Source organism: Ruegeria sp. BHSA123 (genome assembly GCF_059613425.1).
This window is the reverse complement of the sequence record NZ_JBXWSL010000058.1, coordinates 1-15,255: the sequence shown is the minus strand read 5'-3', so window position 1 is coordinate 15,255 and position 15,255 is coordinate 1. Positions and strand designations below refer to the sequence as shown.

Sequence of the window (15,255 nt, the reverse complement as noted above, 5' to 3'; positions counted from 1 at the left end):
ATGATCGTGGCGGCATCAGCCGCCAAAGGGTCACTGTCCATAGCTGTCACGAAAATCGCGTTCGGTTTGGCACCGGGTTCCGGCATTTTCGAATAAGGTCGCGTGCGGAATGAGGTCCACAGTCCAGCGGCGCACAGTTTTGCAGTCACGCCTTCGGCGCTATGCGCATCGCCCACGCTCGAAAAAACCAAGCCCGTGTCATTGGCGTCGGACACTTCGATGACGACGCTCTGCAACACCCTGCGGGCACCCCGGTTGATGGCAACAATCCTGCCAGTCACCGGTGCGACCATCATCGCGTCAGGCGCATCTTTGTGACAAAAGAGCGGTGTACCCCGCTCGACACTATCACCTTCCTGCACCAGCATCTTAGGTTTCAGGCCAATGTAATCCCCACCCAGAACGCCAACGGTCGAGTATTCCGGACCCGGATGAATGGTTTGGTCGGGAGCGCCTTCTACCGGCAGGTCCAACCCTTTTTTCAGTTTGAAAGTTTGCATGCCGCTACGTTCTTCCAAGCCTCTTTCCTGCGCCAGCCTTGCTGACACCCTTACGGGGTCATGCAATAACGCGGTTTTTTCAGGTGCCCATCGCAAAAGCGTCAGATTGGGTCCAAATTCCGCAGGCGTAATTCTGATCACGGACCCTTTACGCGCGGATGCCCGTAAACGCAAACCTGTTACCGCCAAAAGTTAAGTTCAAACCGCAAAATCTTGGAGTTTTTCCATTAAGCTGGCTAAAAAAACTGCCCAAAATTGCGTGTCGCGCTCGCTGAGCTTCCAGTGTAAGCAACCGGAATGGAAAAAGACACAGACTTCGAAATCTTTCTTGTAGCCACTCCGGGTCTTGAAGCCCCCCTCGGTGCCGAGGCGCAATCCAACGGATTCGCTCAGGTCAAAACGATGCCTGGGGGTGTCACCTGCCGTGGCTCATGGACCGAGGTCTGGCGCGCCAACCTGACCTTGCGCGGCGCAAATAAGGTCCTGGTGCGTCTGGGCAGTTTTCCAGCCGTGCATCTGGCCCAATTGGACAAACGCGCGCGCAAATTTCCGTGGGGCGAGTTCCTGCGGCCCAATGTTCCGGTCAAAGTCGAGGCCACCAGCCGCAAATCCAGAATTTATCACGCCGGTGCTGCGCGGCAGAGAATTGAGCATGCGATATCAGAAACTCTGGGTGTTCCGATATCTTCCGACGCCGAAATCAGGATCTTGCTGAGAATCGAAAAAGACATCTGCACCATATCGGTCGACAGTTCGGGAGAGCTTTTGCACAAGCGCGGCCACAAAGAGGCAATTGCCAAAGCGCCAATGCGCGAAACGATGGCAGCCATGTTTCTACGAGACTGCGGGTTTAGCGGCACTGAACCGGTGTTGGACCCGATGTGCGGCTCGGGTACTTTCGTGATCGAAGCCGCCGAGATTGCCCTAGGGCTGCACCCCGGTCGGACCCGCAGCTTTGCGTTCGAAAATCTGGCGGGCTTCGACCCTGACCGCTGGCAAGACAAGCGCAGCGAGTCAAACGTCGCTGAATGTTCTCTTACATTCTGCGGCTCAGACCGCAACGCCGGAGCAATCGAAGCCGCGACAGCCAATGCAGAGAGAGCGCAGGTAAACGCCAATACTCGATTTCAACAGCTTTCCGTCAGTGACATCAAACCCCCTGCGGGACCCGCCGGGCTGGTCATTGTGAACCCTCCCTACGGGGCGCGAATTGGAGATGAAAAGCGTCTGCGCTCTGTCTACGGCGTCTTGGGTAAGTCTCTGATGACCCGGTTTCGCGGATGGCGTGTCGGGGTGGTCACCAGCGCCCCGGCCCTGGCTCGGGCGACCCGTCTGCCTTTTCTGGCACCCGGTCCGGTGGTAGACCACGGAGGCACCAAGATCCGTCTGTACAAAACGAATCCGCTGCCATGAGAGTCGCGTGGCCTGCCTAGCCCATCCGATACCGGTAAAAAGACGGAAGATTCAGAAGACCGCTTCTCAAAATCCTCTTGCGCATCGGAAAAGCCCCGTATAGATCACCCGCCACGGTCGGAGTGTAGCTCAGCCTGGTAGAGCACTGTCTTCGGGAGGCAGGGGCCGGAGGTTCGAATCCTCTCACTCCGACCAGTAAAACAAGGCGCCCGAGGGCGCCTTTTTTAGCAGATCGACCGCAACAATATCCGCAACGCTTCGTCTGCTGGATGTGCTTAGCTCTGTCGCAATCTACATCCAAAATATGCGGCAGCAGCAACTCGTATCTTCCAGTCTTGATCTCTGCGATATTCTTAACCTCTTCTGGACATATTGACCGATAAGGAAAGCCCGATTCACCAGTGGAAAAGATGCACACCTTTGAGGGCGCCAGAGGTGCGCGATTGGATCGAAGACAGGGAACCCAGCAGCGATTAAACATGGGGGCCAACTGGAGGTTAAAGCCTAATAGAGTTTATAAATACTTATATTTTCAGAACTTTAGTTGATCAAAATGGTGCGGGTGGAGGGACTTGAACCCCCACGCCTTGCGGCGCCAGAACCTAAATCTGGTGCGTCTACCAATTTCGCCACACCCGCAACTCAGCGCCGCAGCGCTGGAATGAAGCGGTCAATAACAAAGCTTGCTTCCGAGCGCGAGAGGTAAAATACACGTATCGCCAAGTTTGTAGATCCTCTGATGAGATATTGAGCAACCACAGTACCTCATGAAAATGTATAGCCCTAAGAGACTTGTCAGTGGAAAACTGATGGGAACATCAGTGGCCGTGAAACCCGATATCCTGAGGGACAAAGACCACGCAATTTTGGAAGAGCTGTTCATTCCTGCCGAAGTTTAGATTTCGGCCAAGTTAGCCTGCGAAATATCTCGTTTACGTTGACCAAAGGCCAAAAAGACAAGCTGACAGCCTGTTGCCAGATCACCAATAGCGAATATAGAAATCATCCTTCACTGCCCTCACATGCTCATAGTTGAATCCTTGGGACGAAGCGCGGGATTACCCACCCCAACACCCCAGGAAACGCATCTGCGACCCTTTCCAACTCAGAGAGAGACTTCAGGTTTCTGAAATAACAAGAATGGCTTACTCGGCTGTGGTGCCCTTCACGGCCACACAGATTATCGAATGACCTGTACCGTCAAGTGCAAGCAATTGTGTTCCGCCGGTCCCCGCTCGGTTTCACACTGTAGGTGCCGAGTGGCGCTTGCGTCATAGGCATTCCCGCGCAGGTTGAGGCATTCTCAAGAGCGCTCCACCACAAAGCTGCCACATTTCAAACGCCAAAAAATCTTATTCACGTCAAAATAAGACCGCCTTGAAGGGTCTTGTTGTTTAGCAGGAGTTAATGAGTCTTTTTTGCCACTTTGGCGCCAGTACGAGTTTCCTGCTCAACTCCAGTACAAGGTTTACTGCTGTGACCGATCTGAATTCCTCCGCTACTGCCGAGCAAGAGGCTGTCTTCTTTGCTCGTGAAAGCTTTCTTGGCGAACTCAAGATCCTGAACCGGGACCATCCGAACACGGGCTTTGGGATTTCGCTCCGAACTCATTCCGGCGACCACTACCTGCTGGCCAATGCGCGTATGCCATTGCCCGCGGTCAAATCCGAAGGTTTCCCGACCGGACGCCGCGTTGCGTGCCTTGAAAACGGCGATCGCTTCAGCTCGATCGAGGTGCTGGCTGATGCCAAGGCTTACGAAACCATCAGCCCGCGCGCCGAGGCTGACATTTTGGGCAACGCTTTGGACCTGATCGCACGTATCGACACCCTGACAGGAATTCCAACGGGCCGTCCTTCGCTTGAACCCCGCATCGCTGCTACGGGAACCGGAGGTTAAGCATGGCGCGCAATGATCACCTGTTGTCTGTAGGCAACGAAGCTCTGGCGCCGATGACTTCGGCAATGTCATCACTGACGGCGCAGATTGATCAATTGACTGAGGTGGCTGATGCGCGCTCCTCGGCACGTCTGGCAACACTCAAGACCCGGATGGAAAACTTCACCGCCAGCATCACCATGGTCGGTCAGGTAAAAGCGGGCAAATCATCGATTGTAAACATTCTCGCAGGGCGCCCATCTTTGCTTCCGTCGGATGTGAACCCGTGGACGTCGGTCGTCACAACCCTGAACATCAACACGCGCCCGCCGGGCGATACCAAGGCCAAGTTCACCTTCTTTGAGCAGGAAGAATGGGACAACCTGATGGTCGGGGGTGGCCGGTTGGGCGAGTTGGCCAACCGTGCCGGTGCAGATGACGAGATGGAGGACATTCGCCGTCAGATTGGCGAGATGAAAGCAAAGTCCGAAGAGCGTCTTGGAAAGCACTTTGACCTGATACTTGGCCAAAGCCACCAATACGACCACTTCGATGAAGAACTGATCCAAAGATATGTGTGCCTGGGCGATGAGGACGACCCGGATATCAATCCAAAAACCGGCCGGTTTGCAGATGTGACCAAGTCGGCCGAGTTGTACATGGATATCCCTCAGTACCCGATTGCGCTGAAACTCTGTGATACGCCGGGTGTCAACGATACCTTCATGGTGCGTGAACAGATTACCCTGCGCAGCCTGCGCGGGTCCGAGGTCTGTGTTGTGGTGCTTGCCGCAAGCCAAGCCCTGACCACCATGGACATGGCCTTGATGCGGATCATCGCCCAATTTGAGAACCGTCAGATCGTCTTGTTTGTGAACCGGATTGACGAGTTGTCAGACCCGGTTAACCAGGTCCCCGAAATCCGCGACCGGATTCTGGACACTCTGAAACAGAACAACATCGACGCAAAGACTAGTGTCGTGTTCGGCAGTGCCTTGTGGGCTGAGGCAGCGCTGACCGGGAACCCCGAGATTCTGAACGAGGAATCCCGCGAAGCACTCAATACTTTTTATCTCGCTGCTGGATTCGGTGATCAGGCACCCTCGCTTGACAAAATCTGGGCATTGTCCGGATTGCCTGACCTGCTGCTGGCGATAAACGAGCGTATTGCAGAAGGTGCCGGAGCGCGACTGATAGACCGGGTTCGCCATCGCGCCCGCAACATTGCCAGCCAGATTCGTGCCACCGCCGTGGCAAAGACTCTGTCAGAGGGTGAAGGCGTCGCGCGTGATCTTGATGGTGTTTCGCCGGAAGATGCGATTGCGAAGGTTTCTGCGGAATATGAAAAGAAAGCGGCCGAACTGACCAACGCATTACGCGACAAAGTACTGGAGCGCCTGAACTCGGCCGAGGCAAGTTTTGTGAAGCGCGCAACAGATTCCCTGATCGCGCATCTTGAGATGAATGGCGAGCAAGGCACCTGGCAATACGACCCGGCTGGCTTGAGGACGCTGCAAAAAGCTGCCTATTTCAGTTTTGCCCGCGCAATGCGTAAGGATGCCGGGGCGCTCTACTCAACTGCGGCTGCAGATGTCGAAGCGCTGTATCACAAAATTCTTGGCAACCATCTGGGCGAGTTCAGCATCGAAGCACCTATCGTGCCGCGTGTTCCACCACCATTGGGGATTGGCCGGACGATTGCCCTGGACTTGCAAAGTACCTGGTGGCGACGCTGGTGGCAAAAGCGCAAAGGCTTTGAGGCATACGCTGCCGATTACACACGCCTGATCGCGTCCGAGGCAAATTCGATCACCAAGGATATCGAGGAAAACCAGATAGCGGCAGTGTTGGAAAACGTCCGCGCTATTCTGGCGGACTTCATGCGGGAACAGAAGGAAACGCTGCTGAGCATCTCATCATCAGCGGACAAAAACTCCGGCCAGGCCTCGGCAGCGATGGCGGGCCTGCAACCTCAGAAATCGCGAGACGAAATTCTGGGTGACATCCTGAAAGACCTAAGCAACGAAGCGGCATAAGTAGAAAAATGGCAAAAGATTCACAAACACGCTTTGTTTCACCGAAAGCATGGGAACGTATCGAGCAGTGGTCCCGTCGCAAACCGGTTTTCGCTTTGATGGGTGAATTCAGCGCTGGCAAGTCCACACTGATGAACTTTTTACTGCGAACGCAAACCTTGCCGACGCAGGTTACCGCGACCCAGTTACCACCGGTCTGGTTTAGCTGGGGCAGTGAAACACCATACATCAAGCGGCATGACGGAAGCATCGAACCCATCGAACTGGATCAGCTTGAGACTGTTGGCGTCAACGACGCGCAGTTCGTTCGTATCTTCCTTGAGGCGGATATTCTGGAAGCCGTCGATCTGATTGACACCCCCGGAATTTCGGACCCCAAGATCTCGACAGATGTCTGGCAGCGGGCAGTTGGACAGGCAAACGGGGTCATTTGGTGCACCCACGCGACCCAAGCCTGGCGCGAAACCGAACGCGCGACATGGGTTTCGCTGCCGGACCGCTTGCAAAACAACTCGCTGCTGTTGGTGACGCGGGCCGACGCACTAAACCTTAAGGATCGTCAAAAGGTTCTGCGCCGCGTCAATCGCGAAGCCGGACACCTCTTCAACCGGTCCATTCTGTTTTCCGCCCGCGATGCGATCAATGCCCGTGACAAGACGGGCGACGCCGAAATGTGGTCGCGCAGTGGTGGCGGCAAGATGATCGACAGTTTTCTGGAAATCACAGAACAGATCATGGACAATCGCGCCGATCAGCTGGCACGGTATCAGATCGACAAAAGCCAGTCCGGCGCATTCAGGGTTCAACCGCTGCGCCCTGCCCGCAAACCAGACGACCGAGAGGCACTGGCGGACGTCACCGAAGCTACTCCTCTGCGGCTGGTCAATCCTTTGGAAAACGAACAGCGACCTGGAGCCGACGATCATAATGTCGTAACAAGTTTCCCCATCCGGCCAGCCCGTGTAGAGCGACGCCTTGACGAAGGCGAACGGGTTCGGATCAACCCGGAAGACGCTGAACGGCTGCGGGCTGAAATGGTATCAGACCCCGAGCAGATGCTCGATGAAACCGATACCAGCGACGAGTTGCGTGCCTTCTTCAAGGATACTGCGAACGATCCGCTTGAATTGAAGAATGTCGCCGGTCTGGAAGAAGACGTGGATGAGTTCGACCTGTCCGGTGAATTCGACGATGCTGATGATGCGGACGATCTGCTGGATGAAGCTCCAGATGCTGAAACGGGCGACAAGTCCGTTGATGACGTGCTGACCTCCTTAAACACGACGTTGCGGGAAGCCTCGGTCGAAGCGGATGAAATTGAAGTTTTCACGCCGGAAGTTGAATCGCGTGATGATCGGGGTATCGAAGTCTCGGTATCCTCCATTGCGGCGCTGATGGCGGCTCAGCCAGAGAACAACGCCGAGGATTACGAACCTGAGCCTGAGACAAACGGTTTGATAGAAGTCGTGGCCTCAGTCGAGGAAGAAGCCCGCAATATCAGTCACGAACCGCGCATTAATCTTCCGGAATCCGCAATCGAGTCGCCCCTTAGCGCGTCGGATATGTGGCGGGAAATCACAAACAACGAAGAGCTGCCAAAGGACGCAGACGGGCTTCAGAACGTATTCAAGGCCTTTCTTGCCGAATTTGACCAGATCGCAGTTGAATATAGTGCGAAACATTCCAAACACGCCCTGCAAGCCATTCCAAAGTCAAAAGAAAACAGCAGTGCAGAGTGGCATGTTTTGTAAGGATGCCTTAATCAAGGCGCTGAGAAAAAGGACGATAAAGAGTTAAATGTCCATTCAGGATGCATTGAACACCGCGATTGAAACAATACCCGACTGCATCGCAGCCGGGTATATCGACATGGAGACCGGCATGCTTTTGGGCAGCAGTGTCTCTGATTCCGATTGCGCTGAATCGCTGGACACTTTGGCAATCGCAGTGGCCAATCTGTTTCAGGGGCGTGGTGTCGCTGCATTTGAAGCGCTCTTGCACGAGGCCGGAAACACTGATGAGGAAAACGCCGGGTTCGGGGAAATCGCGGTGTTTTCAAAAGACCGATTGAACATCTTTTTGCGGACCCAGGAATATCCTGATCATGTGGTCTGCTATATCTGCCGCAACAGCGCGAATGTGGGACTGGCACTCACGAAATCGCATCTCAGCCTCAAGCCGGTTGCGGCCGCAGTCTGAACGGGACCAGAGGGGGTCACGGTATGATGGACACAGACATTCTCGACATGCTCGAAGATATCGGGCGGTCTTCGGTTGCGCGCCTGTCTCCGACGGTGATTGTCCCCGGTGAAACTGCAACAGCCCGTCGCGCGGCTGTACTGCGTTTCATTCGCAGAACAATATTACCCCGGCGACTGGAGCTGACCGCGGCAAACGGAAGCTGCCTGAAGATCGAAGTGAACAGCTCCCGGATCACGGATGTGTTTCAAGTACCGTCCGGGCAGATTCCTGATTTCGAATCAGAAACACGTACCGCGCTGGTCGATAAACTGGCCCAACTGGTTTCTGACATTTCAGCCGCCCCTGCCCCACTGGAACTGATGTCTGGAAAGCCAGCCTCGACGCTGGAGGCTGATGATGTTGGTATCACCTTGAGTGAGATCGAGAATGCCTGCGCCGGAATTGAGCTTTCCTCTGAGCCCATCGTGTCTGTCGTTCCCGATGTTGAAAAATCTTCAGACAACAGCCCTGCCCCGGTAGCAGAGTCGGGCAACTCCTTGGCACAACAGTTTTTTGACGGGGCTGCACGGTTTGCCACAGGTCGTGTCCTTGTGGATAGTATGGAAAACACTGCGCTGGCTTTCGAAGGAACCTGCAAACCTTCCGAGGGAATGCACCTCAATCAAGAGATTTTGACACGTTTTGTTTCGGATCTTGCTGGTTGGAACAACGACACCCGGGACGAATTCGAAGGCCCACATCTGATCGTCATACGGCCATCGGGTGGTAAGGGTGCGGGCATGGCAGTTCTGAGCGATAACGAGCAGATTGCTGTGGCCATCCACGATGCCCGCAAACTTGGTGCGGTCATTAATCTGTGGACATCTTTGGGGGAGGTTGAGGAATGACTACCCCTAAAGCATTCAAATTTTCGACTAATTCAATGCGTTGTTTTTTTGTAGTCAGGGTAAAGAGTAATGAGTGAAACACATCGTCGCGAGCTTATTCGCATCGCAGAAGACATGAACGGGACGAGCAATGACGAAACACGTCAGTTCATATCGCGCATAATTGGTGATCTGGGGAAACTGAAACCGTCAGTTGCCTTTGTAGGACAAATCAAAGCAGGAAAGTCGCGCTTGATCAACGGCTTCACCGGTCAGGCAGAATACCTGCCGTCGGACGTGAACCCCTGGACGACCGTGATCACCGACATGCATTTCGGGCACCCGAACGGTCGAACCGAAGGAGCCGAGTTCCATTTCTTCGACAACTATCAGTGGCAATCACTGATCGCCGAAGGCGAAGAGTTGCGCAACATGTTCCCGGATGACGAGGACAGCTACAAGCGCGAGATGATCGAAGAGCAGGTCGAAGCCATGAAGACCCGGGCGCGTCGGCGACTGGGGGACAGTTATGAACAGCTGTTGGGTCAACATCACGATCTGGATCAACTGACATCCGATGATCTGGCGCGTTACGTGTGCGCTGGGGACGACCCCGCAGAAGATGGGACAGTTGACCCCGGCAGTGATCGCGGACTTTACAGCGACATCACGCGCAAGGCCGAGGTCTATTTTGACATCGGACATTTCCCATTCCCTCTGACAGTCACCGATACGCCCGGAGTAAATGACCCCCTGCTTATCCGTGAGGAGATTTCCCGCCAGTATCTCAAAGAATCCGATTTCTTTGTGGTGGTTCTTTCAGCGCATCAGGCGTTGTCGCGTGCGGACCTGAAACTGTTCCGGCTGATGCAGGCACTGGAACTTGGACAGATCGTTGTCTTCATCAACCGTGTCGATGAATTGGGCGGCGGGGCCGAAGATGCGGCAAAGGTGCGTCTGGATGTTGTAGACGGGCTGGAAAAAGCTTTGGGTACTTCGAATATCGATGTCCTGATGGGCAGCGCACAATGGGCGCATTATGCGCTGACCGGCGATGAAACCGGTGTGAATCACGATCATATTCTGGCGTGGTTGCGGGCGCACCCGGAACAGATGCAACAATACCTGAACGGTGTGGCAGAGATCAAACAAGGACCGGGGCCCATCAGCCGTGAGGCTGTCTTGCGGTTTGCCGCTATGATCGCGTCAGGCTTGCCCGACTTACGACGCCATGTCACTCAGGCGTTGACGGAGGGGCCGATAAACGAACAGTTGCGGATGGCGTGGCAGCATCTCGACAGCTTCGCGCGTGGCGAACTGGAGCGATCCCAGGTACATCTTCGTGCTCTGCAAGATGAAGGCAGCGCGGGTGCGCACAGCGCTGAGGACAGCGACAAGACGCTGGGCGATCTGCGCAAACTGATTGCGGACAAAACGCAGGACATTGTCAGGGACATGGACGACGTTCTGTCAAACCTGCGTGGAGTCATGGATGACACGGTGTCCGAGTCTGTCTTTGTTGTGGTGCGCGGGCCTGAAGGACAATCCCCATTGCTTGCCAAGGGCGGCGCGACCGAGTTGAATTTCTCACCACTGCGCGAACACATGCGCGAGCTGGTGCAAGGCGCGTCGCAAGTGGTTCGCCAACGCATGCTAAGCGAACTTTACGCGATCGACATGCAATGCAACGCCGCTTTGCGGGCACTGCCGGGGTGGCAGGAGCCGGTAGACAATCGCATGAACACAAGTGCGGTACGTTGGTTCCGCCCGGACACCACTGCGCTAACCCGTGGCATTACGGTTGAGCTGCGTGTAAACTGGTTGTCGCGTCTGATATCACGCAACAGCGTTGTGACGCGGGCCGAGCGCATGATCGTGCAGGAATTCGAGTTGATTGGCGATGACCTGATCGACACAACACGCGAAAATCTGCTGGACCGGTTGAAAACCGTCCTGGATCATTACTTGGCTCTTTTGGCAGGCCATCTTGAGCACCGTTCCGGGGCGGGTGAGTTGAATGCTCAGGCGAAAGCACAAGCTGCGTTCGAACGGGCGCGCCGTATTACCGACGAGTTGGAAAGTGTCTTTGGAACAAACAACGTGGACGAACGACAGGCAGAGGCTGCGGAATGATTGAGTTTCCCGGAACCGAACAGGAAGTGCGGCAGCTGGAGCGCTTTCTGACAGCGACAGAAAAATTGTCGTCGGACCCGAAATTGGAGGATATGCGCACGCGGGCCCTCGCCCACGCCGAGCGCCTGTCCAACGCGGTCAACATCGGTTTCGCCGGGGAGTTCGGAGCAGGCAAGTCAAGCCTTGCGAACATGCTGGCAGGGGCGGATATCCTTCCAACCGGGCCGCAGCATCTGAAGCTGCCACTTGTCATCGTTGCCTACGCGGATACGCCCGAGACGACTGTCGGCTGGTGGAACAGGGAACCCAAGACATACTCTGGCATCGCGCTGGAAAAGGCCGCTGCGGATGAGCCGGATTTTATTTCGGTTGGATTGAACACACCTGCTCTCAAAGAGATATCGCTGTTCGATCTTCCCGGCTCTGGCGCATTGGATGATACATACAAACAGACACTGGACCTGCTGAAATTCGTCGACTGTGCCATCTGGTGCACCAATGGCACAAGCGCATGGCGCGAAACCGAACGGCATTTGTGGGCGCAGGTGCCGCCCGAGCTAAGAGCCAACAGCCTGCTGGCGGTCACACATGCTGATCTGCCCCCGGTGCAGGCCGCTCTGGATCGGGTACTGGCCCGATTGAACAAAGAGAAAGAGGGACTGTTTCGCGCTGTGGTCCCAATTGGCACGCCCGTCGCGGTGCGCGCCATGGCTCAAGAGCCGGAACCAGATTTCGATCTTTGGGAAAACTGTGGTGGCCAGGAACTCGCGGAAAAGGTCCTTGATGCGGCGTCTGACCGGCGGCGCAGTGACCTTGGCGCTGCCCGGAAGGATCTGAAGCACGAGTTTCTGCCATTCCTGGAAACATTGAAAGGGCCAGAGCCGGAACCGACCGTCAACGATGCTGCGTCAATGCAGTCAACGCTGGGGTCTGCCCTTCCGCCACTGAACAACCCCATTCTTGAAGACTGGCTGGCAGCTATTGCCAGCATTTATGAAGATCTGCGTGACACCGCTGCCATCGAACCCGCGGCCTTTTTGCAAAGCTGCCAGGAAATCGTCGAAGATTTCGCGGAACGGTTGGACCAAGGTGGCGAAATCGATCCGGATGCTGACTGGGTTCCGGCCGAGTTTGAAAAAGCGACTGACTTGTTATTGTTGCTTCAGTTTGAAAGCGGCGATGCGCCTTTGAAAGACGCAATCAACATACTTGTGCAGCTTGGTGATAACCTTGCCTGGGCTGGCAGTACCGTTGCCGCAGCACAATCCAAAACCGGGACCTAGCACTTTCCATCAGGATTGAAGCGATTCGAAGGGCCGAAGAATCGGCCCTTTATTGTTTCGAATTCGTAGACCAACAGACCTGTTTGGGGTCATCAGTTTTCGTTTTCCCCACCCCTTTAGCCAATATGTAGTATTTGCATGTAGTAGACATACTATATATGCCATATTCAAAAAAACGATCCTTAGTGAAGCCATCAGGCGGCCCCATTAAAGTCAAATTTGAAACGTCTAACCGTTCTTAAGTGTCCTGCGGTTGTTTTTTGGTTGTGAGTTCGTGGGCTGCCGGCCCTGTTAAATAAAGCCGCAAAATGAGTAGAACGGGCGGATTGAAATGAGCCACAACCAGGCTGTCGGTGCAACGCACGACGAACCAAAGATTGAAGGACTGCAACCGGGCGCAAAGCTGTTGCGCGGTCAGTACGAGATTATCCGGTATCTCAGCAATGGCGGATTTGGGATCACCTATCTTGCGCGCGACAGCCTTGAGCGCGATGTCGTGATCAAGGAATGCTTCCCCGGTGCATTGTGCCGTCGCAACGGGGACCAGGTTGAGCCGAACGACCCGTCTTACAAAGACGATCTGCGCGCCATTATCGACCTGTTTATTCAGGAAGCCCGCAATCATGCACGTCTGGTGCACCCGAATATTGTCGACGTGCATCAAGTGTTCGAAGACAACGATACCGCCTATATCGCGATGGATCTGATCCGCGGTTGCGACCTGCTGGACTATGTTGAAAATCCGGAAAACGTCGGCGGCCCTGACTTTATAGTACAGGTAACGGAAAAGATGCTGTCCGCGGTGTCGTTCATCCACCAAAGCGGGATGCTGCACCGTGACATTTCTCCCGACAACATCCTGATTGACGAGAACGGAAACCCGGTTCTGATCGATTTCGGTGCCGCGCGTGAGCAAGCCGCAAACAAGTCGGCCGCATTGTTGACCCTACGCGTCATAAAAGACGGGTATTCGCCGCATGAGTTTTACGTCCGTGGTGCTGAACAAGGGCCCAGCAGTGACCTCTATGTTTTGGCTGCAACCCTTTACCATGCGATCAGTGGCGAACGCCCGGTCGACGGTCAAAGCCGCCTGAATGCGTTCAACAACGGGCAGGACGACCCTTATGCACCCTTGGCGGGCCGCTTTGACGGATACCCCGATGGATTCCTCGAAGCAATCGACAAGGCAATGGAAGTGCACGCAACGGACCGTTTGCAGACAGCCTTGGATTGGCTGCGCATGTTCCGCGGACCTGGCGTGATGTTCGATACATTCGCCTATCGCCCGGTTTCTGTGATTGTCGGCATGGATCGCATGGACAAGGAAGAAGAAAAGGCGCGGATCAAGGCCGAAAGCGAAAATGCCGAAGCGGTTGTGACGGCTCTGCTCGCCGGGAACTCGGACATTGTTCGCGAAAACGAAAAAAAGAATGAACCCGAGATGGCAAAGATTTCTGCAAAAGCGGAAACACCGGTCGCAGTTGATACCGTGGTTCAGAGCGGATCCGGTGGCAGCGGCAAGATGATCGCTGGTGCAGCAGTGCTTGTGGCAGCGTTGGCTGCAGGCGGTTTCTTCGTGATGTCCGGCGACAAAGGTGAAGAACAAGCTGAGGTTACGGCGACGCTACCTGAAGCAACCACACAAACTGCCGAAGCAGAACCGCCCGCGGTGGAAGAACCCGTGGCGGAAACACCTGAACCCGAAGTCGCGGTCGCTTCAGAGCAACAACCTGAACCAGAAGAGCCTGTCGAGCAGGCGCAAGTTGAACCTGCGGAACCAACCGCCACAGAAATAGCGTCCGAATCTACCGAGACGGCCGGTGTTCAGGAGCAGCCTGCAGAACAAGAGATTGCGGTGGCTGTTGCCGAACCAGATGCTGACGTTGCTTCCGGCACTCCAGCCGAACAACAGGTATCTTTTCACCATTGGGATGTTGAAATCCCCTTCCAGACGTCCCGCCGCCGCACCGCAACAGGTGCAACTATTGCGGTTACCGGTGTGGACGCCAATCAGGACATGAGCGTTATCGGCGAATGGGTGGAAACCGGAGTTGTGATCTTTACTCTGAACGGCAACCCGGTTCGTCAGGACATCTCTTTCGCAGCGCAAGTCCTGGACAAGCTGAGCGTCGACCCAGATGGCTTTACACGGGTTGCAGCCCGCTACCGGCCGCTTGGAAAGACCCGCGCGCAGAATGGCCTGCTGGCATTGCCTGTGCTGCGCTCGGTAGGATTGGAGAACGGTTACTCGTTCACAGTCAGCAACTCGGGAAGTGAAGGGTGGCAAACAAAAGTGAGCTCGGTTCCGGCCGAGGCGACGGGTAGCCTGCGAAAAGGCGATGTTCTGTTGAGCGAAAGCCAGACCGGCATGACATTGGATGAGTCCGAAAGCATTGATGGCATGCTGGCTGCGCTGGTTTCCGACAGTCAGCCAGAGGCAAAGCTGACCGTGTTGCGCAACGGTGCTGAAGTAGCTGCGACCATGCAGCTAGCGCAGGAGTGATCTGACCGGTTCATTTTTGATCTGCCAGTGTGTGTTTACTGAGGGCGGCGTTCAGTTTGCCGCCCGGCGGGAACCGGCCCGCCGCAGAGAGTACCAGTTTCCATGTTTTCAATTGAGTGTCTCTGCGTTGTTCCACGCAGGGTTAGGTAGCAGCCCCATGGCACAAAAGGTCCGTGCCAACAATTCGAAGGTGTCGACACCATGTTCAAATACAAAAGCCCTCTGAGCCGGCTTCTCGAAGGTGCCGGCAAATCCAAAGAAGATGATGTAGCTGAAAATGCTCATGCAGCAGACAGCGCTGTGCCTGAAACGGTAAAGCAGGAGCCTATCGCGGACTTCAACGCGCTGCGCGCCGCACTGGCCGGTGGAAACATGACGTCTGACTCTTACGAAGAAACAGACGAGCTTATCCCTGAAGAGAAGATGCCGGAATTCGACGAA

At 55.1% G+C, this 15,255-nt stretch carries 9 protein-coding genes, 2 tRNA genes and 2 pseudogenes; 11 read left to right on the top strand and 2 right to left on the bottom strand.

Translation table 11 applies throughout. The features are described 5' to 3' along the window. Positions 1-500 (bottom strand): annotated as a pseudogene (locus AC2FNC_RS17390) (NADH:ubiquinone reductase (Na(+)-transporting) subunit A); the annotation flags it as partial. Positions 501-797: 297 nt separating this feature from the next. Here AC2FNC_RS17390 and AC2FNC_RS17385 point away from each other — a divergent pair. Both AC2FNC_RS17385 and AC2FNC_RS17380 read left to right on the top strand, forming a co-directional pair. After that, on the top strand, positions 798-1,913 hold the full coding sequence (locus tag AC2FNC_RS17385) for a THUMP domain-containing class I SAM-dependent RNA methyltransferase (RefSeq protein WP_480554908.1): 1,116 nt from the start codon (positions 798-800) through the stop codon (positions 1,911-1,913). Between the two features lie 118 nt (positions 1,914-2,031). Next, positions 2,032-2,108, top strand: a tRNA-Pro gene (locus tag AC2FNC_RS17380). A 359-nt stretch (positions 2,109-2,467) separates the two neighbouring features. On the opposite strand, the gene AC2FNC_RS17375 is transcribed toward AC2FNC_RS17380, so the two are convergent. Continuing rightward, positions 2,468-2,552, bottom strand: a tRNA-Leu gene (locus AC2FNC_RS17375). Between the two features lie 837 nt (positions 2,553-3,389). Here AC2FNC_RS17375 and AC2FNC_RS17370 point away from each other — a divergent pair. From AC2FNC_RS17370 to AC2FNC_RS17330, 9 genes and pseudogenes are all read left to right on the top strand, one after another. Continuing rightward, positions 3,390-3,812: a hypothetical protein gene (locus AC2FNC_RS17370; protein ID WP_480477142.1), complete on the top strand. Its 423-nt coding sequence runs from the start codon at positions 3,390-3,392 to the stop codon at positions 3,810-3,812. A 2-nt stretch (positions 3,813-3,814) separates the two neighbouring features. Beyond that, positions 3,815-5,827 (top strand): dynamin family protein, encoded by a 2,013-nt coding sequence (locus AC2FNC_RS17365; protein ID WP_480519860.1) that lies wholly within the window; start codon positions 3,815-3,817, stop codon positions 5,825-5,827. Positions 5,828-5,835: 8 nt separating this feature from the next. Next, positions 5,836-7,578 (top strand): dynamin family protein, encoded by a 1,743-nt coding sequence (locus AC2FNC_RS17360; protein ID WP_496716071.1) that lies wholly within the window; start codon positions 5,836-5,838, stop codon positions 7,576-7,578. 46 nt (positions 7,579-7,624) lie between these two features. Then, on the top strand, positions 7,625-8,026 hold the full coding sequence (locus AC2FNC_RS17355) for a hypothetical protein (protein WP_496716070.1): 402 nt from the start codon (positions 7,625-7,627) through the stop codon (positions 8,024-8,026). 23 nt (positions 8,027-8,049) lie between these two features. Beyond that, positions 8,050-8,916, top strand: coding sequence for a hypothetical protein (locus tag AC2FNC_RS17350; protein ID WP_496716068.1), 867 nt, complete (start codon positions 8,050-8,052; stop codon positions 8,914-8,916). A 69-nt stretch (positions 8,917-8,985) separates the two neighbouring features. Then, positions 8,986-11,028, top strand: coding sequence for a dynamin family protein (locus AC2FNC_RS17345; RefSeq protein WP_480554904.1), 2,043 nt, complete (start codon positions 8,986-8,988; stop codon positions 11,026-11,028). Continuing rightward, positions 11,025-12,311 carry a dynamin family protein gene (locus AC2FNC_RS17340; RefSeq protein WP_496716066.1) on the top strand — a complete coding sequence of 429 codons (1,287 nt, stop codon included), beginning with the start codon at positions 11,025-11,027 and terminating at the stop codon, positions 12,309-12,311. Before AC2FNC_RS17345 ends, AC2FNC_RS17340 begins: the two co-directional genes overlap by 4 nt. 331 nt (positions 12,312-12,642) lie before the next feature. Continuing rightward, positions 12,643-14,814 carry a serine/threonine-protein kinase gene (locus AC2FNC_RS17335; protein ID WP_480554901.1) on the top strand — a complete coding sequence of 724 codons (2,172 nt, stop codon included), beginning with the start codon at positions 12,643-12,645 and terminating at the stop codon, positions 14,812-14,814. 201 nt (positions 14,815-15,015) lie between these two features. After that, positions 15,016-15,255: pseudogene (locus AC2FNC_RS17330) on the top strand (FHA domain-containing protein); the annotation flags it as partial.

Bases quoted from the DNA above. Each gene is read 5' to 3' on its own strand.
- AC2FNC_RS17350 (WP_496716068.1), top strand. From the start codon at position 8,050: ATGATGGACACAGACATTCTCGACATGCTCGAAGATATCGGGCGGTCT.
- AC2FNC_RS17345 (WP_480554904.1), top strand. From the start codon at position 8,986: ATGAGTGAAACACATCGTCGCGAGCTTATTCGCATCGCAGAAGACATG.
- AC2FNC_RS17340 (WP_496716066.1), top strand. From the start codon at position 11,025: ATGATTGAGTTTCCCGGAACCGAACAGGAAGTGCGGCAGCTGGAGCGC.
- AC2FNC_RS17335 (WP_480554901.1), top strand. From the start codon at position 12,643: ATGAGCCACAACCAGGCTGTCGGTGCAACGCACGACGAACCAAAGATT.
- AC2FNC_RS17385 (WP_480554908.1), top strand. From the start codon at position 798: ATGGAAAAAGACACAGACTTCGAAATCTTTCTTGTAGCCACTCCGGGT.
- AC2FNC_RS17365 (WP_480519860.1), top strand. From the start codon at position 3,815: ATGGCGCGCAATGATCACCTGTTGTCTGTAGGCAACGAAGCTCTGGCG.
- AC2FNC_RS17360 (WP_496716071.1), top strand. From the start codon at position 5,836: ATGGCAAAAGATTCACAAACACGCTTTGTTTCACCGAAAGCATGGGAA.
- AC2FNC_RS17355 (WP_496716070.1), top strand. From the start codon at position 7,625: ATGTCCATTCAGGATGCATTGAACACCGCGATTGAAACAATACCCGAC.